The 18,392-nt window shown below is 35.7% G+C and carries 21 protein-coding genes and 2 pseudogenes; 7 read left to right on the top strand and 16 right to left on the bottom strand.

The annotated features are described in order from the left end of the window. Positions 1-289: 289 nt before the first annotated feature. From F6K18_RS20375 to F6K18_RS20345, 7 genes are all read right to left on the bottom strand, one after another. Entirely contained in the window at positions 290-988 is a 699-nt protein-coding gene (locus tag F6K18_RS20375; RefSeq protein ID WP_287523393.1) for a rhomboid family intramembrane serine protease, read from the bottom strand. Between the two features lie 530 nt (positions 989-1,518). Then, positions 1,519-2,022, bottom strand: coding sequence for a photosystem II cytochrome PsbV2 (gene psbV2, locus F6K18_RS20370; protein ID WP_287523391.1), 504 nt, complete (start codon positions 2,020-2,022; stop codon positions 1,519-1,521). 152 nt (positions 2,023-2,174) lie between these two features. Beyond that, on the bottom strand, positions 2,175-2,666 hold the full coding sequence (gene psbV, locus F6K18_RS20365) for a photosystem II cytochrome c-550 (protein WP_287523388.1): 492 nt from the start codon (positions 2,664-2,666) through the stop codon (positions 2,175-2,177). Positions 2,667-2,797: 131 nt separating this feature from the next. Further along, positions 2,798-2,983, bottom strand: a complete 186-nt coding sequence (locus F6K18_RS20360; protein WP_124143902.1) for a translation initiation factor IF-2 N-terminal domain-containing protein — start codon at positions 2,981-2,983, stop codon at positions 2,798-2,800. A gap of 54 nt (positions 2,984-3,037) precedes the next feature. Continuing rightward, complete coding sequence (gene accD, locus F6K18_RS20355) at positions 3,038-4,018, bottom strand: acetyl-CoA carboxylase, carboxyltransferase subunit beta (protein WP_287523386.1); 981 nt, start codon at positions 4,016-4,018, stop codon at positions 3,038-3,040. Positions 4,019-4,314: 296 nt separating this feature from the next. Next, entirely contained in the window at positions 4,315-5,142 is an 828-nt protein-coding gene (locus F6K18_RS20350; RefSeq protein ID WP_287523383.1) for a prepilin peptidase, read from the bottom strand. Positions 5,143-5,148: 6 nt separating this feature from the next. Beyond that, on the bottom strand, positions 5,149-5,409 hold the full coding sequence (locus tag F6K18_RS20345; RefSeq protein ID WP_124143905.1) for a hypothetical protein: 261 nt from the start codon (positions 5,407-5,409) through the stop codon (positions 5,149-5,151). Between the two features lie 317 nt (positions 5,410-5,726). Between F6K18_RS20345 and F6K18_RS20340 the strand changes: the two are divergent. Then, positions 5,727-5,822: pseudogene (locus F6K18_RS20340) on the top strand (helix-turn-helix domain-containing protein); the annotation flags it as partial. Positions 5,823-6,736: 914 nt separating this feature from the next. Continuing rightward, positions 6,737-6,950: pseudogene (locus F6K18_RS20335) on the top strand (IS701 family transposase); the annotation flags it as partial. A 427-nt stretch (positions 6,951-7,377) separates the two neighbouring features. Here the strand turns inward: F6K18_RS20335 and F6K18_RS20330 are convergent. The 6 genes from F6K18_RS20330 to F6K18_RS20305 form a co-directional block, all read right to left on the bottom strand. After that, positions 7,378-8,289 carry a choice-of-anchor L family PEP-CTERM protein gene (locus F6K18_RS20330; RefSeq protein WP_287523380.1) on the bottom strand — a complete coding sequence of 304 codons (912 nt, stop codon included), beginning with the start codon at positions 8,287-8,289 and terminating at the stop codon, positions 7,378-7,380. Between the two features lie 859 nt (positions 8,290-9,148). Beyond that, positions 9,149-9,889, bottom strand: a complete 741-nt coding sequence (locus tag F6K18_RS20325; RefSeq protein WP_287523377.1) for a PEP-CTERM sorting domain-containing protein — start codon at positions 9,887-9,889, stop codon at positions 9,149-9,151. Between the two features lie 396 nt (positions 9,890-10,285). Next, positions 10,286-11,029 (bottom strand): sulfite exporter TauE/SafE family protein, encoded by a 744-nt coding sequence (locus F6K18_RS20320; RefSeq protein ID WP_287523374.1) that lies wholly within the window; start codon positions 11,027-11,029, stop codon positions 10,286-10,288. 72 nt (positions 11,030-11,101) lie between these two features. Next, positions 11,102-11,278, bottom strand: coding sequence for a hypothetical protein (locus F6K18_RS20315; protein ID WP_287523372.1), 177 nt, complete (start codon positions 11,276-11,278; stop codon positions 11,102-11,104). Positions 11,279-11,328: 50 nt separating this feature from the next. Next, positions 11,329-11,520: a hypothetical protein gene (locus tag F6K18_RS20310; RefSeq protein WP_287523370.1), complete on the bottom strand. Its 192-nt coding sequence runs from the start codon at positions 11,518-11,520 to the stop codon at positions 11,329-11,331. Positions 11,521-11,532: 12 nt separating this feature from the next. Then, on the bottom strand, positions 11,533-11,673 hold the full coding sequence (locus tag F6K18_RS20305; protein WP_287523369.1) for a hypothetical protein: 141 nt from the start codon (positions 11,671-11,673) through the stop codon (positions 11,533-11,535). A gap of 138 nt (positions 11,674-11,811) precedes the next feature. On the opposite strand from F6K18_RS20305, the gene F6K18_RS20300 reads away from it, so the two are divergent. The 4 genes from F6K18_RS20300 to F6K18_RS20285 all read left to right on the top strand — a co-directional run bounded on the left by F6K18_RS20300 (position 11,812) and on the right by F6K18_RS20285 (position 15,610). After that, a complete protein-coding gene (locus F6K18_RS20300) occupies positions 11,812-12,807 on the top strand; it encodes an aspartate carbamoyltransferase catalytic subunit (protein ID WP_287523367.1) in 996 nt (331 codons plus the stop codon). A gap of 591 nt (positions 12,808-13,398) precedes the next feature. Then, positions 13,399-13,881: a molybdenum cofactor biosynthesis protein MoaE gene (locus F6K18_RS20295; RefSeq protein ID WP_287242372.1), complete on the top strand. Its 483-nt coding sequence runs from the start codon at positions 13,399-13,401 to the stop codon at positions 13,879-13,881. A 392-nt stretch (positions 13,882-14,273) separates the two neighbouring features. After that, entirely contained in the window at positions 14,274-14,930 is a 657-nt protein-coding gene (locus F6K18_RS20290; protein WP_124143909.1) for a sigma-70 family RNA polymerase sigma factor, read from the top strand. Between the two features lie 203 nt (positions 14,931-15,133). Further along, entirely contained in the window at positions 15,134-15,610 is a 477-nt protein-coding gene (locus tag F6K18_RS20285) for a transcriptional regulator (RefSeq protein ID WP_287523364.1), read from the top strand. Positions 15,611-15,875: 265 nt separating this feature from the next. Here F6K18_RS20285 and F6K18_RS20280 read toward each other — a convergent pair whose 3' ends face one another. Next, complete coding sequence (locus tag F6K18_RS20280; RefSeq protein ID WP_240038835.1) at positions 15,876-16,343, bottom strand: gamma-glutamylcyclotransferase; 468 nt, start codon at positions 16,341-16,343, stop codon at positions 15,876-15,878. A 152-nt stretch (positions 16,344-16,495) separates the two neighbouring features. On the opposite strand from F6K18_RS20280, the gene F6K18_RS20275 reads away from it, so the two are divergent. After that, on the top strand, positions 16,496-17,098 hold the full coding sequence (locus F6K18_RS20275; RefSeq protein ID WP_287523361.1) for a glyoxalase-like domain protein: 603 nt from the start codon (positions 16,496-16,498) through the stop codon (positions 17,096-17,098). 304 nt (positions 17,099-17,402) lie between these two features. Here F6K18_RS20275 and F6K18_RS20270 read toward each other — a convergent pair whose 3' ends face one another. Then, positions 17,403-17,531 carry a hypothetical protein gene (locus tag F6K18_RS20270; RefSeq protein ID WP_287523359.1) on the bottom strand — a complete coding sequence of 43 codons (129 nt, stop codon included), beginning with the start codon at positions 17,529-17,531 and terminating at the stop codon, positions 17,403-17,405. A 278-nt stretch (positions 17,532-17,809) separates the two neighbouring features. Continuing rightward, positions 17,810-18,358, bottom strand: coding sequence for a YqeG family HAD IIIA-type phosphatase (locus F6K18_RS20265; protein WP_287523356.1), 549 nt, complete (start codon positions 18,356-18,358; stop codon positions 17,810-17,812). Between the last annotated feature and the right edge of the window lie 34 nt (positions 18,359-18,392).

The raw sequence follows: 18,392 nt of genomic DNA, 5'->3' as shown, positions 1-18,392 counted from the left end.
GCCACATTTATTACTGTATAACTATATATATTTAGATGCTCCTCTAAGCCCAGTCTTCCTTTGATTCAACCATTGCCCTATTACCTCTGGAGATAACCAAAATGTCAAACTCCCCCTCTGTTTTAAGGACACATCATATTCAGACCAGTTGCTGAGGAGGTACTTTAGACTGAAACTTGGACTTGGAATTACTCATGTCTACGTTGATGTAGGTTTTTTGTGCCACGCACTTTTATTTTTACCCTATTTCCTTTCTTTGTGCAACAAAGCCCTATGAAGCTTTAAGTATTTATTCTGGCGAGGAAAATAATCCTAATAAAGGACCTAGAATAGCTCCAAAGACAAAGCCTCCAGCATGAGCCCAATAAGCTATACCACCTCCTTCCATGCCAATATTGGCTGGTGCATTAAGACTAGCAACACCATAAAATGCTTGCTGCAAAAACCAAAAACCTAGGAAAAAGAATGCTGGAATACGAACGGTGGTAATAAAAAATCCCAGAGGTAATAATGTGAGAACCTTAGCTTTGGGATATCTGAGGATATATGCTCCCATTACACCGGCGATCGCTCCACTTGCACCCAAGGTGGGAATAGCTGAACCGGATGAGAAAAACCACTGGGATAAAGATGCTAGTACACCACAAGCGAGATAAAAAATTAAAAATTTCACATGACCTAAACAGTCTTCTACATTATTGCCAAAAATCCAGAGGAATAGCATATTTCCACCCAAATGCAACCATCCTCCATGTAGAAACTGAGAACTGAATAAAGTTACCCACTCAGGAAATTGGGAAGTTGGCAGTGGAACTGAACAAGTATTGCTGAGTTGACAAGGAACTACAGCCCAAGAATAAAAAAACTGCCTAAGTTGAATATCTGACAAACTAATCTCGTACAAAAATAATAGGACATTAGCTACAATTAAGCCGTATACTACAAAGGCTGTTTTGCTAGTAGGGTTTTCGTCGTTTAGTGGAACCACAGTTATCTTTCCTGTTTTGCAACTTGTTAACTAATAATAGTCGTGTCTATACCACTATGTTCTTCTTTCCTACTTCTATAGTTCTTCTTTCCTACTTCTATATATCAGGACTTACCTAGAGCTACTGTATCTGATAGGGGTGAACGGCCGTTCCCATCTACAGATGGTGTATGATTTGATATTTTGCGCAAGTCCTGTATATTTTAATTTTATTGAAACTTTTTAGATAGAAGTTAAAAGTATTTACAATTATTAGACATCTCCAATAATAAAAAAGAAAATCAATTATCCCACATAAATTATCAATTCTTTACCCTTACTCCCTACTCTCTACCCCCTTTTCTGGAGATTTCTATTTGAATTGAAATTAATACACCACTTTTTCTTCTCAACTATCAATTGTTAACTCTTACGATCTACATCCTAGGCTATAAGTTGTAAATAAACGAGGGCGAAGCGCTATAGTGATTTAAGGAGGGTGTTTTTTAATTTGTCAGTAAGGATATTAGTCTGAAGTTTTCTAGAAGATGTCAATTTTGTTCAACCCCTTCTGCTCCCCAAGCAGGAGCTTTTTGTGCAGCTCTCAAAATAAATGCGCCCATCTGTTCTACTTCAGCTTGGGACATCCAGTTTTCGGTAACTTGACGACAAAAATAAGTATAATCACTACCGTCATATATCATAGGGTCTCTGAAGAAAGCAACTAAATTATTAATATTATCTCGTGGTGGTGTTGCTCCTTCTAAGTTTTTGAGGGATAGAGATATTGGAGGGTTGACTAAATTTGCTCCTCCTACATGACAGTTAAGGCAATTTTTGGCAAAAATCTGTTTGCCTGTGGATAAATCTTCAGCAGAAAATTTCTTTGTTTCTCCTTGTTCATTTAGTTTAATTTCTACTGGTTGTTTAGCGTCTAAATATCTTTTTACATAGGAATCTACAGCAGCTTCGGCTGATTGAGTATCAACAATTATTACTTGAATAATAATTAATATAGCTAGCAGAAAACGAATCAGTAATGATTTATTTAACATACTATTTTTCTAACTTTAATTAAGTACAAATCTAGAATAATAAATAATCGATTTTAGATTAGGGTTTAATGAAGAAAAAAACAATTTTTTTGTCTCCCATCAAAAAACCAATAATCTAAAATCATTAGTCAATATTTCAAGAAAAAGGAATTTTAACGGAAGATTTTACCGCCGCCCCATTGTTTGCCTAAAACTTTAGGCTGTACGAGAATATAACCAGCGACTCCGTATAGATCATCCTCTGTGAGATTTCTCATTTCTGGATAAATATCGGCACTCCTAATGCTGGGATGAAACTCAAATATCTCAACCTCCCCATCATAGGTAGTAGGATTTTCCATGTAGTCTATCAAGCCTTCAATATTATCTCGTGGCGGATAGGCTAAAGCTAAAGCTTCTGGACCAAGGCCAATATCAGGATTAGTTTTGGTTATTCCTCCGACATGACACTGAGAACAAACATTATTAAATACCTTTTTGCCTCTGGCGTATTCCTCAATCTTAAGTACAACTTTTTCACCTTTATCATTCAGAGGTAGAGTCCGGTCGTTATCTGTTAATTCCGCTGCTGTGGCAATGTTAACGAACGTTTGAAACGTCAGAAATACAATGGCAAGTACAGCTATGAAAAATTTTTTCAACATTCTTCTCCTTAAAACTGGCAAGTTAATCAACTAACACAGATACATTTATTACTTCAGATTTACTGAACTTTGATCTAATTTTTATTTATCAGTGGTCATGTGTCAATTCGTCAAGTATTTATCAACTCCGATCAAGAATTAGATTTTTGTTCTTGGGCTAATAAATGAGACATGATTGCTTTAGCATCCTCTAAGGCCAAACGGGTCTGAGAGTGTTTATAAGAAATTCCCATTTGGTCACAAAGACGAAGTACCTCATCTACATGGACATTAAAATCTTCTGCTATTTCCTGGATTGATATATCTGCGAAACCCATAACATTTTTTCAATTCATAAATAATTAAAAAAAATCCCTTGAAGCACTCAAAATCTAATTCTGAGGCATGGTTTGAATTTTATTGTCATTTGTAATGGAATTATGTTGTTCTGCCTGAAAGGGTAAATGGCAGTATGGCCCTGCTTCTAATGACTCAGTAGAAGTAGGAGGAGCAGGATGAATTTTATGAAGGCGAATTAACTGGGCCAGAGTTTTCTTTAACTGAGTACGAGGTACTATTATGTCTATAAAACCATGTGCCAATAGATATTCAGAGGTCTGAAAGTTTTCAGGTAGCTTTTCACGGACAGTTTGTTCAATAACTCGTCGTCCCGCAAAACCTATTGTTGCCTTTGGTTCAGCGATAATAATATCTCCAAGCATGGCAAAACTTGCTGTAACACCACCTGTAGTCGGATGAGTTAAAACTGGAATATATAGCAGTTTTGCTTCTCGATGACATTCTAAAGCACCGGAGATTTTGGCCATTTGCATCAGGCTCAACATTCCCTCTTGCATTCTGGCCCCACCGGAAGCACAAATAATTACTACAGGTAAACGCTCTTTAGTCGCCTGTTCAATTAACCTAGTCAGTTTTTCTCCAACAACTGACCCCATACTTCCTCCCATAAATTGGAAGTCCATCACTCCCAAAGCTACGGGTTCAGCTTCGATGTTGCCGATACCTGTTTGTACAGAATCTAAAAGCCCTGTTTTTCTTTGATATTCTTCGAGACGATCACTGTATGCTTTGCGATCGCGGAATTTTAAAGGATCTGTCCCTCTAATTTTTTCGTTAATTGCCATCCATGTGTTACTATCTATCAAATGCTGAATCCGCTCATTGCCGGATATTTTCATATGGTATCCACATTCGAGACAAACCATTTGATTTGCTTGGAGGTCTTTGGTATAAGTTAAAGCACCACAAGCTTCACATTTGATCCACAGTCCATCAGCAATTTCTCGTTCAGGTCTCTGTTGAGAGTTCTGGACTGATTTTTGTCGATTTGCAAACCAATCAAATAGAGACATTAAAATAATTTAGAATTAATTATTCAGTGATTAAATTTTTGCTAAAGCGTTGTGTTTTTCACCTATTCAGGTTAATAAGTATACAATATAGAGCTATGACTATCAGCTAATACAAAATAAACTAAGGTCGTTTTAATTCAAAAAAATTCTGTAATAGTTTAAAAAGTTTGGCTTTAAATTCTGGTTATTCTACTGAGTTTTTGTCTGCTTAGAAAAGTTTTAGCCCTAAGTATCTATACTTTACATCTCCTGAGTAATACACTCTATCTAAGAGTAATTGACTTCATCCAGAAAAATTAGGATGAGAATCCAGGGAAAAACAGATTGAAGTAGGTTGATAATATACCATCACCCCACATAACAGTCAAACCTGCTCCCATTGCTAAAAAAGGCCCGAATGGCATTGGTTGTTTTCGGTCTAGCCAACCTAAAGTGATCGCTCCTCCACCTACAAATGCTCCCATAGTACAGGCGAGAAAACAAGTTAATAGTAGATATTTCCAACCTAACCAAGCTCCGATCATGGCTGCTAATTTGGCATCTCCTCCACCCATAACTGTTTGCCCGAAAGCTATTGAACCGAATATAGAGATTAAGTCAAACAACCATAAACCCAGGACTGCGCCCATAATACCAACCATTAAAAAATTGATTAGATTATTTTCTTGAATATTTTTCTCTAATATGGTAAGCAACTGGAAGCCTAAACCCAAGACTAATCCAGATTGTGTGAGAGGATTAGGTAAAGTCATGGTATCTAAGTCAATCATAGACAGAGCAAGTAGCCAACTGAAAAAAGTCCAATAACCTAAGGTGGAAATTGTAGTTCCAAATTTCCAGAAAACTAGCAAAAATAAGAAACTTGTAATGACTTCTACTAAGGGATAGCGGATAGAAATTGGACTGTGACAGTGGCCACAACGTCCATATAACCATAACCAAGCAAATATTGGGATATTTTCCCAGGGTTTTAATTTACTTTGACAACGGGGGCAGTGAGAGGGAGGCAAGAGTATAGATAATTTAGAAGGTATGCGATAAATGACGACGTTGAGAAAGCTGCCAATGGATGCACCAAGGGCAAATACAATTAGGGTAAGAGGCCATATTCTCAGTAAGTCCATATTCGGTTAATAAATTTTTGATTCAATTAGTTCTACAGGGACGAAAAATTCACCTGGTAATAAAATTGGCTGATGGGAGAATATTAGACTAGCTCTGTAACTGACAGGACTAATGGCTACACCAAAGGGATGTCTTAGCAGATCAGGATGAGTTTCCAGATAAGTGCGATAGAGTAGTTTAGCCAATTTCTGTAGGGACGGGGGAAGTAATAAAGCAATAGTTGGATCTAAGTATTTTACTGGTCTTTTTTGTGTAGCTTTTACCACGAGGAACCCTGATTTGAAGAAGTAGTCAGTAGGACTGATACTGTTTCACAAGTCATCCATCGAGTGTGTAATTCTGAGGTCCTCTTTCCTTCGGAAATGCTACGCAAACAGAATATAGGACACACTTCATTACAGTCATGGATTGAGATTATACAAACTGAAAATTTTTATTGACACTAATCTTGAACGATTATTTCACCGAAAAACTGGTTCTGAAGTCTCGCCCTTTGAGGGCGACTTTTCATTTACTTTTGGTTTGATAAATATGGTATCATTTCGTTAGTGCACGAGTTAAATTATGAAAGCTCAGATATAAGTATCGTATTTATCCAACATGCCAACAAAAACAACGATTAGCACAGCTATTTGTTTGTGTCCGTGTGGTCTGGAACGATAGTCTAGCTTGTTGTTAGAAAAAGTATACTTCAGGCCAGAAAAAACCGACTAATTCCGATCTACAAAAACTCTTTATTACTCAACCTAAAAAAACTGAAGATAAAGAATGGTTATCAGAAGTTTCTGTTGTACCATTACAACATTGATTAAATGATTTAAACCAAGCTTATCAAAACTTCTTTAAGTCTACAAAAGCTCAAAGAAAAGGTAAAACTTTTTTACCTCCAAAGTTTAAGCAACGTAAATCAAGACAAACAGCTAGATTTATCTTAAGAGGTTTTCAACTACATGAAGACAAAGTATACTTGGCCAAAATAGGCTATTTAAAAGTAGTTTGGTCAAGAGATTTACCAGGATAACCATCATCAGTAACAGTAATCAAAGATTCAGCTAATAGATACTTTCTCAGTTTTGTAGTAGAAATTCAACCGCAAATACTACCAGGATCTAGCAATTCTCTAGGTATAGGTTTAGGTATCAAAACTTTTGCTACATTGAGTAATGGTAAAAAAGTAGGCGCACCAAAACCATTAAAAAAACGAATTATTAGCCAAGCACAATAGAATGAGAACTTGATAAATGAGCGTCGTTTACAAATTATGAATAAAGGTAATCAGACGAAAATTAGGAATGAATTTGCTCTGATTATTGATGATTCTGGACATAGGAAAAACGAATGCAACCGAGCTGTATGTTCCCTGGGACTCGCAAGTGCACTAAATGAATAGTAGTTCTGTAAAATCGGCAACTGAAATTGATTATTTAATTACAAATAAACCATATAAAAGTGTGACAGGAGAATGGATAGTTATATGATGGCCGGTTGAATATTTATAAATAACGACGGAAGAGTCAGGAGTCAGGAGGACCGAGTCAGGAGTCAGGAGAAAAAAAGAAGGAAGTTTTTTATCACTAATTATCCGGACATGATATTACTACTTTTTCCCAGAGAAACTATATCGAAAAATTTTATAGAGAAGAGAAGGGTTGGTTAGGTTTAAGAGAGTATCAAGTGATAAATAAAACCAGTTTAATGCGTCACTTTATTCTAGTTTTTACTGCCTATACTTTCATCCTGTATCAACAATTAATGGGGGGGCTGAGAAAACGCCCGTGCTCATAAACCTTTGACAAATTTTACAGAAACATGATTAAGCATTTCTCACAGGTATTTCTGAGGTTGGAATAGTGGAGATTTAGTATCTTTCATTGAAACTGAGGAAGTAGGTAGAGTTAATCCTCGCTCAAAATCAAATAGTTTTAACTTCCCAGTGCCAGGACAGAAAGCAAAAAGTGTTCATGTGAGCAAATTAAAAGTTGTATATAAAAAAGACGGTTATACCTATACATTTTGTCAACAGTTGTCCATAAATGTCGAGAAAAATGCCATCTAAGACTTAACAGTTTCTTACAGACACGAAGTAAATATATTGTATTGATGGTTTTAGGGAGTAGGGAGTAGGGAGGCCGGGAAGGTGGGGAGGCCGGATATCGAACAAGCAAAAAATATTTACCGGTTTAATTGTAGCACATTAATCTCGAATATGCTGTAACTATTCAACAAACATAATATTAAATTTTGTTGATATTTTTCTTGAGCCACGAACCAGCAAAACCAACTACTAACAATCCAATTAATACAGAAGGTTCAGGAACATTTTCAATTGATTGAGGATCAATAGGTATATCTGAAAAACTATTTGCCTGGATAAATACAGCAGAATCGAGTTTCGCATCACCAGCATCAGCGATCGCTAACCTAATATGATGAGTTCCAGCACTCAGTCCTAATGCTTGGGCAGTAAATAGATTAGTAAAACCATCATATTCTATATCAAAAAATGGCCCCCCCTCACTAGGGTCATTGTTATTGAAAAATTCCGGGTTACTCGCTTTAGTTCCTAGAGGTTTTCCTCCATTAACTGTATTGATGGCAACTGGAGTAGATGTACCAGGAATTAGAGCAATATTGGTTCCATTTAGGAAGAAACCGAAGACATCATTGAATTCAGAGTTTGTCCATTCTACATATTCTTCAGAAGCAAATACATAATTGAAGTAAAGGTCTCCTCCTTCACTTTCAAAGTCAAATTCCAGAATTGTTGCATCCTCGGTAGTGAATCCAGGAATCAACCCATCCAAATCTGAATCTCCAGGCAATTCATTCTCGGTAGTTTGCTCATCTGAATTATTCGGACCTTGGGCATCCGTAGCTGTACCTGTAGTCAGAATAATACCGCTATCGATGCCAATACCAGATGATAATCCATTGGTGAAAATTCCTGAAGCACCTCCTGTACCTATATAGTTGATAGAATCTGGTGCAATGGTAATCCCACTGCCTAAGATTTCATTAACTAAATCATTGCCGTTATTGGTGGGAGTTATGGAAATTGCCTGAGCTGCTGTGATGCCACTGAGAGCAGCGAAAGCTGTTCCAGCAAAGGTTGCTGAAAATTTTTTGATCAATTGTGAAATAGTCATGATTAGATTGACCCTAAAAAAAGTAAGATGTTGACAATACATAGTTGAGTTCTTTGTTTGTTCCTCAACATATTCTTATTTTCAGTGATTTTTCGGACTTGTACTGTGATCCGGATCTTGAAGAGGTGGTGATATTGATTTAGTAATATCTGTGAAGGCAGTTCAACAATTAATAATTAATAATTAATAAATAATTAATTATTACCTCTTCTTTTCAAGGAGAGGATTGACTAATCATGAAAATTTTTATTTATTATCCCCTTAATAAGGGGAGGCGGATACCCACAATTTTTCGGTAATTAGTATTGGGAATGCGCTCCAATAGCTAAATTGATGGAATAGTGATAAATAAAGAACTGTATCTAGCTACTAACTCCCGACTTCTTCTTCACATACTGCAAAAGTAGTAGATAAGTATTCAAGGCAACATATGCAAGACGACCATTTTTTTTACCTACGACATATCACTTACGACATATGATTTACGACATATTACTTAGTTTTCTTCAATAATCACAGAGAAGTCGATCGCTGTTTATGATATTAGGATTAGTTTGCAAATAATCATATACTTGTTGACAAGCTTCTATTAACAAATCATCTAGATTCAAATTCCATAAAATAATCTTGCCATCGAAACCAAATGAAAAACGATCGCCCCTGAAACTAACAAGCGATCGCTCTTATCTAATAGAGTTGTTGGGAAATAACAATTGAACAATGCTCAAAACCTTATAGAATAAGCTTTTCATGATTCTAGGGATGAAAAGCGCTATAAACTTTGACTAATAAGGGTTTTAGCCATTTTTTTAGCTTAATTCCCAACAACTCTAATATATTTATTATAACTTTAGTAATTCTATTTGCGCTTTAACTTGGAACCAGCACCAGCAGCACCAAAAGCTAGTAAACCTAAAATTGAAGCAGGTTCGGGTGTAGATTGAGTTTCTCCTTGAGATGGTTCAAATTGTGTAAAAGTGATATTGTCGATTCCAGTTCCTATATCTCCAGCACCATTAACACTATAAACAATAGACAAAGATTTTATAGCATTTAAATTACCACTAATGCTGAAGGTATCAAGAGTTTCTAAACTTACTGGGCCTGTGGAACCTAGAAAGTCCTGAGAATTAATAACAGTTGAAAAACTATCAGAAAATACTGTTACAGTCGCTACACCAGGACCACCGTTGACAGATAACGCATCTAAATCTAGAAGGTCTATACTAACTTCTGATACAGCTTGACTAAATTCAATAAAGTAGTTACTAGCTCCCGGTCCTGACAACCCATCCGTCAGGAAGAAATTGCCAATTTGGGACTGAAGAGTAGCGCCGTCACTAGAAGAAAAAGCAGTTATTGGATCTCCAATTTGTGCGATTTCAGGATTAGATGTGGGGGTTTGATTTCCTGTCCAGAAAGTTAATACATTGCCATTATTCGCAGTAACACTGTTAACTAATTGACCATCAGTGAATCCACTTTCAAAATCAACTACACCCATTGAAGCAGCTTGAACTGGGGAATTTATTACTGCTAAACCAACAGAAGTAATTGCTGTTCCTATTACATATTTATTGGCACTCAAAGCATTAGCCAAACTTTTTACGGTCTACGACCGTAAAAAGTTAAAAAAATTTTTTTTGGATACTTGAGTCTTAGTATTCATAATTATTCTGCTCCTTTGATGGATATTTGTTTAACTTTGTTGTGAATAAAATATTTGTGTTTACCTGTAAATATATTGACACAGAGATTCTGACAATAGCAAGTGTTTATTCAAAAATTTACTGAATCTTCATAAAACCGTCAAAAATCATGCAAAAATTTACCGAATATTCATATTAAAGTATTTGTAGTTAACATCAATTTTTCCTAAATCTCAACTCTTTTTCCGGAACTTTACTGAATCTTTAAAAATCGGGATAATTGTTTGAAATTGTAGGATATGTTTTCTATCGTCACTAATATAAAATGCAACGCATCTTCTGAATAGCTAAATAACCACAGACCGAACAATCAAACTTAAACCAACGACCAACAAAAACAACAAAACCACCGTGCGAAATTTCTCTTCTGGCAACCTTTTTCTCAACCTACTACCAAGATTTATCCCTATAGCAACTGGCAAAATACCCACTACAGCAATACCTAACAAAGATGGCTGCAGCAATCCAATTTTGCCCAGTAGAAACAGCATAATCATACTTGAAAGGGTAAAAGAAAGATTGATCGCTTGTACAAAAGTTTCTTTATTTAGGTTTAAAGCAAGTAAGAATGGCAAAATAGGCATAATCTGAGAACCGGTGATACCATTTATTACTCCTGTTGTCAATCCTACAGGAACAGTCAGCCATGTTCTCATCTTCTCAGAAAGGATAATAGATTTTGAGCGCAACGCCCATAGAGCATAGAGAAATAAAATAGCTCCCAGAATAGCTCGACTAATTGCACCTTCTATAGAATTGAGAACATATACCCCCAGAAGTAACCCTGGGAAAGTAGAGACATAAATAGGCCAGAAATTACTAAGTGCATCTTGAAACTTTCCAGTTTGTGCCATTACCAGGAGGTTACTTGAGAGGGAAGGTACGATAACTAAGGGTATAGCTATTTTTGGATTGAGAAAGGTTGCCATCGTAGGCAAGCATATAGTTGAAAAACCTAGTCCTGTAATTCCTTTGAGAAAAGCTGCAAAGAAAAATGATAAAAATATGGAAACCACTGTCTGGAGATTCATTTGTCATATCAAGTGCGGATAATTAGTTATAGCGCTATGCGCAAGTCAGAAGTCAGCAAAATTAATGTCAAGTTAGATTTCACAAATAAGTCGATCGCTCTCACTCACATTAGGATTAGTTTGCAAATAATCATATACCTGTTGACAAGCTTCTATAGCAATGAGCGCTGGTATATTTACAAATTGTAGTAGGGGCAAAAGAGCTAGAAGTCTTATATGATTCCTACGGAATGCTTGCGCAAACGGCAATTTATTCCCCCTGTTCCCAGTTAAGTGTTGCCTGTTCCCTGCGCACAGCGCTATATCAACAAATTATCCAGATTAAAATTCCATAAAATAATCTTGCCATCAGAAGCAGCAGAAGCTAACACTTTGCCATCAGGACTAAAACTCACACTTAAAACATTAGCCTCATAAGTATCCAAACTTTTGAGCAAAGTACCTTCAAAATGCCAAATTCTCAATATCCCATCTGTACTACCAGAAACCAATTTGTCGAGAGTTCAGTTTTGTCGAGAGTTCAGTACAAAACAAAATTCACCTGCTTTAATCCCTTGATCAATCTCTTCATCAGCCTTTTGTCTGACATAACTAGAAGCATCATCGGGTAAACAGCTACCTAAATAATATTGGTAATTATTCATAAAAAAAATTAGGTGATAGCTACTGTTTTCCTATTTTTTTGTCAGATTTTTTTTACTAAAACTATCTATATAACCCGTATAATATTAATCGAAACCAATTAATTAACTGATAATCATCTCACAAAAGTTGAATTGAAAATGTCTACAAATCTCTGGACTCGTCGTCATATTTTATCTCTAGCAGAATTTACACCCAATGAATATAATATTGTACTACAAACAGCAGCTAGTTTTCAAGAAGTTTTAGGTCGCCGGATGAAGAAAGTACCTGCATTACAAGGTCTAGTAGTAGCAAATTTATTCTTTGAACCTTCTACACGCACCCGCAATAGTTTTGAATTAGCTGCGAAACGTTTGTCTGCGGATACTCTAAATTTTGCCCCTGGTACTTCCTCTTTGAGCAAAGGAGAAACTATTCTGGATACAGCAATGACCTATCTAGCAATGGGCACAGATATGATGGTCATTCGACATCGTGATGCTGGAGTTCCCGCAGCGATCGCTTCGGAAATGGATCGCAATGGTTCTGGAGTGCGAATTCTGAATGCTGGAGATGGTCAACATGAACACCCTTCTCAAGCTTTACTTGACCTATTTACTATCTGTATGTTGTTAGACTCAACTCAACCTAGAATAGAACTTTTAGAAGGAAAAAAAATTGCTATTGTGGGAGATATTCTCCACTCTAGAGTAGCACGATCTAACATTTGGAGTTTGACGGCTTCTGGTGCCGAAGTACATTTAGCTGGAACACCTACTTTACTACCTAAATATTTCGCCGAATTTGGCAAAAATAGACCGAGTAAATTATTTTTACATTGGGATATTAAACCAGCTCTAGAAAAAGCTGATTTTGTAATGACCCTACGTCTCCAAAAAGAAAGGATGAGCGAATCTTTATTACCTAGTTTACGAGAATATCATCAATTATTTGGTATTACACGCGATCGCCTCAAACTTTGTCAACCAGGAGTCAAATTATTACATCCTGGACCTGTTAACCGAGGAGTAGAAATTAGTTCTGACTTAATGGATGACCCTGAGTTAAGTTTAATTTCTCAACAAGTAACTAGTGGTATTGCTGTACGAATGGCTTTACTATATCTTTTAGGTGGAAGCAAAACAGAATCTTGAATATAGTTAAGTATTATATTGGTGAGGTACAAAATTACAGATTTTAGAGAATAAGGAATAAGCAACACAAAGAGGAGAAATAAATGTGTACCATTCTCTAAAAAATGCCATAATATAGCAGCAATATTTTCTTTTTGCAGAAAGGCACTTTATCGATTTTTTGAATTATGCTTCAGTTGATAAATACCAATATAGACTGCTGAATATAAACAATTATACTTAAATTATTTTCAATAGAATTACTTTATTGAAGAAAGCAAAAATATCTAAAAAAACAAAATTGAAGCAATAAATAACTCCTGAAGAAAAATATTTATGATTTTTCTTTAACTCCTGAATTATTCCCTGATATCATGTCCGCACTTTATCATTTGTGTAAAACCAAGGGTAAATATCTACAGGAAATTTAGGTTTTTTCAAGCTTTTAAGCCTTCTTCCCTCTTCCCTCTTCCCTCTTCCCTCTTCCTTCTTCCTTCTTCCTTACCTTCACGCTTACAATACCGATGCTACCGGACATGATATGAAAACATGGAGATTTTGCTAGAATAAATATAGATTTTACATGATTGGAAACAAATTATTACTGATATTATGAATTCTATTTTAAAAGTACCTTTATCTACCAAACTCAAACCAGAACAAAATCATTTTGCTATTACTATAGCTCCTTTATCTATTGCTGAAATCTACACTTTAGCGGATAATCCTGCTAATGGTGCTGTAGTAGTAATGAGCGGAATGGTTCGCAATCAAACAGACGGCAAATCTGTAGTGGCCTTAGAATATCAAGCATATCAACCTATGGCCATCAAAGTTTTTGAGCAAATCTCTACAGAAATTCGTAGTCAATGGCCAGAAGTCGAGACCGTGGTCATTCATCATCGAGTGGGACGTTTAAAAATTGGTGAAATAAGTGTTTTAGTGGCTGTCGGATGTCCACACCGTTCAGAAGCTTTTGAAGCTTCTCGTTATGGCATTGATACTTTGAAACATACAGCCCCTATATGGAAAAAAGAACATTGGGCAGATGGGTCAAGTAGTTGGGTCAGTATTGGAGCTTGTGAAGAGCAATAGAGATAGTAGAGTCAGGAATTGGGAGTAGAATCAATTTAAATAAAGAAAAAAAAGGAAGTCGAGAAAAAGTTATTTAACAAATTTCCTGATCGCTACTATCCCACATTCGGCACGTCAATTTGTAACATCAAAAGTAGTATACATTTTTTATTGTTGGTAAATATTTATACAGTATAAATTACTTCTCAAAAGTTAAATTCTCAGGAAAATATTAAGCATAAATACTTACTGAATTATTAATTCCTATTAACGACTATAATTTTTTTTCTTACTTTTGACTTTTGACTTTTGACTTTTGAATTTTGACTGTGGATAATTGGGAACTCTAGAAAAGATTTCTCGTCTAATTGGAACTAGAGCTAAATAACAAAATTATTGAGCCAGTTCCGCTGATGAATCAATATATATTTGTACCCTGGTCTAAGGTTGAACAAACCCTTTCGCAAGTGGAATTGCCACCTGAAAAACTCTCTAACTACGATCTAGTACTGCGCTGCCAACAAGGTCATCGCCCAGATCGTGCAATCTTTGCAGAACTTCTACATCGATACCAACTCCATGTAGATAAAATTTTGTATCATTTAGCCCCTGAATGGCAAGACCGCTCAGATTTGGCTCAAGAGGTTTGGATTCGTGTATACCGTAATATTAAAAAGTTACAAGAACCAGTAAAGTTTAAGAGTTGGCTCAGTCGTATCACAACTAACCTGTTTTATGATGAGTTACGGAAACGAAAACGAGTTACCCCTCCTCTATCGTTAGACGCTCCTCTGACTTTAGATGATGGTATTATAGATTGGGAGATTCCTACAAATACTCCAGGGCCAGAAGAAGAGTTAAGTACACAAGAATTTTATGATTATCTGAGGGATGCAATCTCTCAACTACCAGAAGTCTTTAGGGTAACTATTGTCTTGAGAGAAATAGAAGGTTTATCTTATGAAGAAATTGCAGAAATTACTGGAGTTTCTCTAGGTACTGTCAAATCAAGAATTGCTAGAGCTAGGCAAAGATTACAATTACAACTCCAAAAATATCTAGATATTTGAATGATATACATATAATAAGTAATTTGATTTTGAGTAGAAATTTAGTCAAGATAAATCTCTAAATATTAATCAAATTTAATCGAGTAAAACAAAAATAATTCAATTAGCTTTTCTGAGAAAATATCAAAATTTTATGTAGCGTTGACTATGAATAAAAATGTTAATTCAAATAACTTAGATAATCAATTTCAGGGTGGAAAAAAATGATGGAACAAGAAAGGTTTGAATTAGTAAGTGCATATTTAGATGGTGAAGTAACTCCATCACAACGTAGAGAAGTAGAACTTCTACTTGCTACAGATCCAGTGGCAAAACACCTCTATCAAAGACTACTACAACTACATTCTGAATTTCAAAGAATGCCAATACCTCCAAAAGTAGAACCTGTGGAGATAATGGTTGATCGAGTATTTGATAAAATCGACCGTAGATCAAAACGGAAATTTGTCTTAGGTGGTACTGCTATTGCGGCTCTATGTATAGCATTTATATCGGGAATAATCTCAAATAGTCGGACTAATATTCTGCAGCTAGCTGAACATTCTAATTCTGAAACTGTACAAATTGCTTTAAATGAGCCTGTAATAGAAATAGTGAATCCTAATAATGTGATGTTAACTATAAACGATCCAGTACTTAAAATTCCTCAACCTCCAATTTCACCAGTGAAAAATCAATAATAAGATTGTAAAATTACAAGTAGTTAGCAAATTATATTCCTTTAATATGACTATATTTATGTATAATTTTTACTATACTTGGAAGTGGAAAGGTTTATCAAAATAATTGGGTTATTCACCCCGTCTTTTAAGACAAAATATTTTTGTAGGGTTACTCAAAATCCCCTACTTCCCCTCCTGGGAGGGGGAGGGGCGAGGAGTGGGTTAACTTCTGACTTATGACTTCTGTACGTCGCCAATCCGACGGCTCCCCTATCTGACTTCGTCAATGGTTTGTCCAAAATCCACTAGGCAGTAATTTACCACCAAATAAATTAACCTTTTCTGGTAACATTAAGTAGCTCCAGACAGTCCATAAGTATTCTCCATTAATTCCAAAAGTATCAATTTTTTGTCTCTGGTACTCGTTTTCTGTTGGATGGCGTTCAGGATGATAATCCTCTAATCGATCCAAATCTAGCAAAACGTCTGGATTTGTGAATGATAAGATAAATCCATATACATTCATATCTCCTCTAGTCATCGCTGGATAGCCAAAAGATAGTTCATACAATAGACCATTAGTTATTGCCGGAAAAGCATCCACAACATATTCAGCACAATAGGATTTGTAGTTTACCTCTCCTGGTTTAAGAGTACCGTAGACAAAGACTTGAAGATATTCCACATAATTACTTCTCAAGAAATTACCTTCTAAAGACAAGTAAAAACTACCAGATGCTGTGTAAAACAATCTATCTATTAGTTACATATCGAAGCTACTGAAACGGCATTTGCTGTTGAGTACTACGAATACTCTATAATATAATAGTAAGGTTAAACTTAAATAGAGTTTATGCTAAGACCACAAAAATTAATCAATCGTAATTCTTAATATCTGATTAAATGATTTTAGTAGTAAATATGATGGCTTTTCTACTCCCCCAGTTAACTTTAGGCGCTTTTTTACCAGAGCTACCACTTGATAGTTTATTTTCTACCCAAGGAATAATGGTAATGCTACTAGCAGCTTATGCTGTAGCTATGTGGATGTTTCTTACTAGCGCCCCGAAAGTTCACACAATCATGGTTTCAGATTTAGCCCTTGCTCAACAGTTTTATGAAGGAATGCTGGATTTACCAGTAGCAGAAGTGCCTTTACATTATTATTATAATTATGAACAAACATTAGGTGCAACAGGTATAGATCCACTTTATCTATCAAGTGATTATTCCAGACCAAGCACTACTAACCAAGGAATAGGAGTTTCAGATGGTCTGTGGTATCAATTGATGAAAAACACCCAGGTACATATTATTAGTGGAGCAAGTCTTGGTACAAAAAATAATCAACGCCATGTTTGTTTTGATAAAGATTGTTTAGAACAAATATTAATGCGCGTACAAATGCGAGGTATTAAATACAAAATCAGAATGGAGAGACCCCTGAATTTATTAGTTAAAGACTGGAATGGTCAAATAATAGAAATAGCTGAAGTCAAAAACTAAAAATATAGCCGTTAATAACGGCTTTGAGAAGAAATAAATTCCACCTCAAAATAATATTAATAATCTTAAAATTATCATCCTTAACCTATTGTTAAAGAACCGTTCAGCACTCAGCACTCAGCTTTGTTCATTTTTTTTGACGTTTAGAAGGGGATTTCAATCAGAGCTGCTAAAAGCTGATAGCTAGTTAATTATTGCTCTGCTGATTAAATCTAAAAGTATTTACAGATAAAGGTTTTAGTCTTTTTGGGGTCGAATTGCAGTGCCTAGTTTTTAGCTCTTTATGCTCAAAAAGGAGCGTATTTTAGGCGCATAGTTGGGCAGAAAAATCATTCTTACAATTGTTACTCCTACCTCCTCGCTGATCCCCATTTCTCCTGTCTCCTGCCTCCTGTCTCCTGCCTCCTGTCTCCTGTCTCCTACCCTCACCCATAAGACTTTTGAGCGCAAACCCTAATTATTGCTCTGTTGATTAAATCTAAAAGCATTGACATATAAAGACAAGTGCCTTTTTGGCGTCGAATTGCAGTGCGCTTGTTTCAGTCTAAAACGCTCATGGATGTTAGTATTTTACGCAAGAGTTGGGCAGAACAATCTTGGGACAATTATTACTCCTAGCTCCTCTAAATTCCCCTAACTCCTGTCTCCTGTCTCCTGTCTCCTGACTCCTCCTTACTTAACCAATCTATAAGTGTTTAACCGGATTTGATATTATTTCTTATTTCCAGGCATTAAACGGTAGGAACTCATACTTAAAGATGCTCCTAGAAGTTGAGAAAACCAGATCTCAAAAGAGCGAACCCCGTAATTAGGAAATTCTGAGCCAATATTAGATATAGGTTCAACAAGAATAGTAAACATTCCTAAACGATTTCCTGCTAAAACATCAGTAAATAAGCGATCGCCTACCATTGCAACCTGTTCTACTGGTAAATTCATCGCATCAACAGCTTTTTTTAATTTACGACGAGAAGGTTTACCAGCTCCAGCAATATAAGGTATATTAAGAGACTCGGCAATGCGACTTATTCTATATTGACTCAGATTATTACTTACTAACCATAGACTTGTGATAGTTCTAATTTCTTCTACCCATTCACTTAATTCAGGAGAAGTGTTACTGTCACGAATTGGTACAAGAGTATCATCTACATCTAAAACTAACCCTTTAATTTGATTTTTTTGAATAATTCCCGATGTTAGGCTTAAAATTGAGTTCCCTAAAACTAAATCTGGCTGTAAAAGTTTACCCCAAGACATAAAATTAATATTTATTATAATCACAATAATTTTA

It is taken from the genome of Okeania sp. SIO2C2 (assembly GCF_010692625.1).
In the GTDB taxonomy this organism is placed as follows: Bacteria; Cyanobacteriota; Cyanobacteriia; order Cyanobacteriales; family Microcoleaceae; genus Okeania; species Okeania hirsuta.
Note: the sequence above shows the minus strand (reverse complement) of the source record. Positions and strands in the feature narration are given on the sequence as shown.

Coding starts and splice junctions, on each gene's coding strand:
- psbV2 (WP_287523391.1), bottom strand. CDS start 2,022: ATGTTAAATAAATCATTACTGATTCGTTTTCTGCTAGCTATATTAATT.
- psbV (WP_287523388.1), bottom strand. CDS start 2,666: ATGTTGAAAAAATTTTTCATAGCTGTACTTGCCATTGTATTTCTGACG.
- F6K18_RS20360 (WP_124143902.1), bottom strand. CDS start 2,983: ATGGGTTTCGCAGATATATCAATCCAGGAAATAGCAGAAGATTTTAAT.
- accD (WP_287523386.1), bottom strand. CDS start 4,018: ATGTCTCTATTTGATTGGTTTGCAAATCGACAAAAATCAGTCCAGAAC.
- F6K18_RS20350 (WP_287523383.1), bottom strand. CDS start 5,142: ATGGACTTACTGAGAATATGGCCTCTTACCCTAATTGTATTTGCCCTT.
- F6K18_RS20330 (WP_287523380.1), bottom strand. CDS start 8,289: ATGACTATTTCACAATTGATCAAAAAATTTTCAGCAACCTTTGCTGGA.
- F6K18_RS20320 (WP_287523374.1), bottom strand. CDS start 11,029: ATGAATCTCCAGACAGTGGTTTCCATATTTTTATCATTTTTCTTTGCA.
- F6K18_RS20305 (WP_287523369.1), bottom strand. CDS start 11,673: ATGAATAATTACCAATATTATTTAGGTAGCTGTTTACCCGATGATGCT.
- F6K18_RS20300 (WP_287523367.1), top strand. CDS start 11,812: ATGTCTACAAATCTCTGGACTCGTCGTCATATTTTATCTCTAGCAGAA.
- F6K18_RS20295 (WP_287242372.1), top strand. CDS start 13,399: ATGAATTCTATTTTAAAAGTACCTTTATCTACCAAACTCAAACCAGAA.
- F6K18_RS20290 (WP_124143909.1), top strand. CDS start 14,274: ATGAATCAATATATATTTGTACCCTGGTCTAAGGTTGAACAAACCCTT.
- F6K18_RS20285 (WP_287523364.1), top strand. CDS start 15,134: ATGATGGAACAAGAAAGGTTTGAATTAGTAAGTGCATATTTAGATGGT.
- F6K18_RS20275 (WP_287523361.1), top strand. CDS start 16,496: ATGATTTTAGTAGTAAATATGATGGCTTTTCTACTCCCCCAGTTAACT.
- F6K18_RS20270 (WP_287523359.1), bottom strand. CDS start 17,531: ATGGGTGAGGGTAGGAGACAGGAGACAGGAGGCAGGAGACAGGAGGCA.
- F6K18_RS20265 (WP_287523356.1), bottom strand. CDS start 18,358: ATGTCTTGGGGTAAACTTTTACAGCCAGATTTAGTTTTAGGGAACTCA.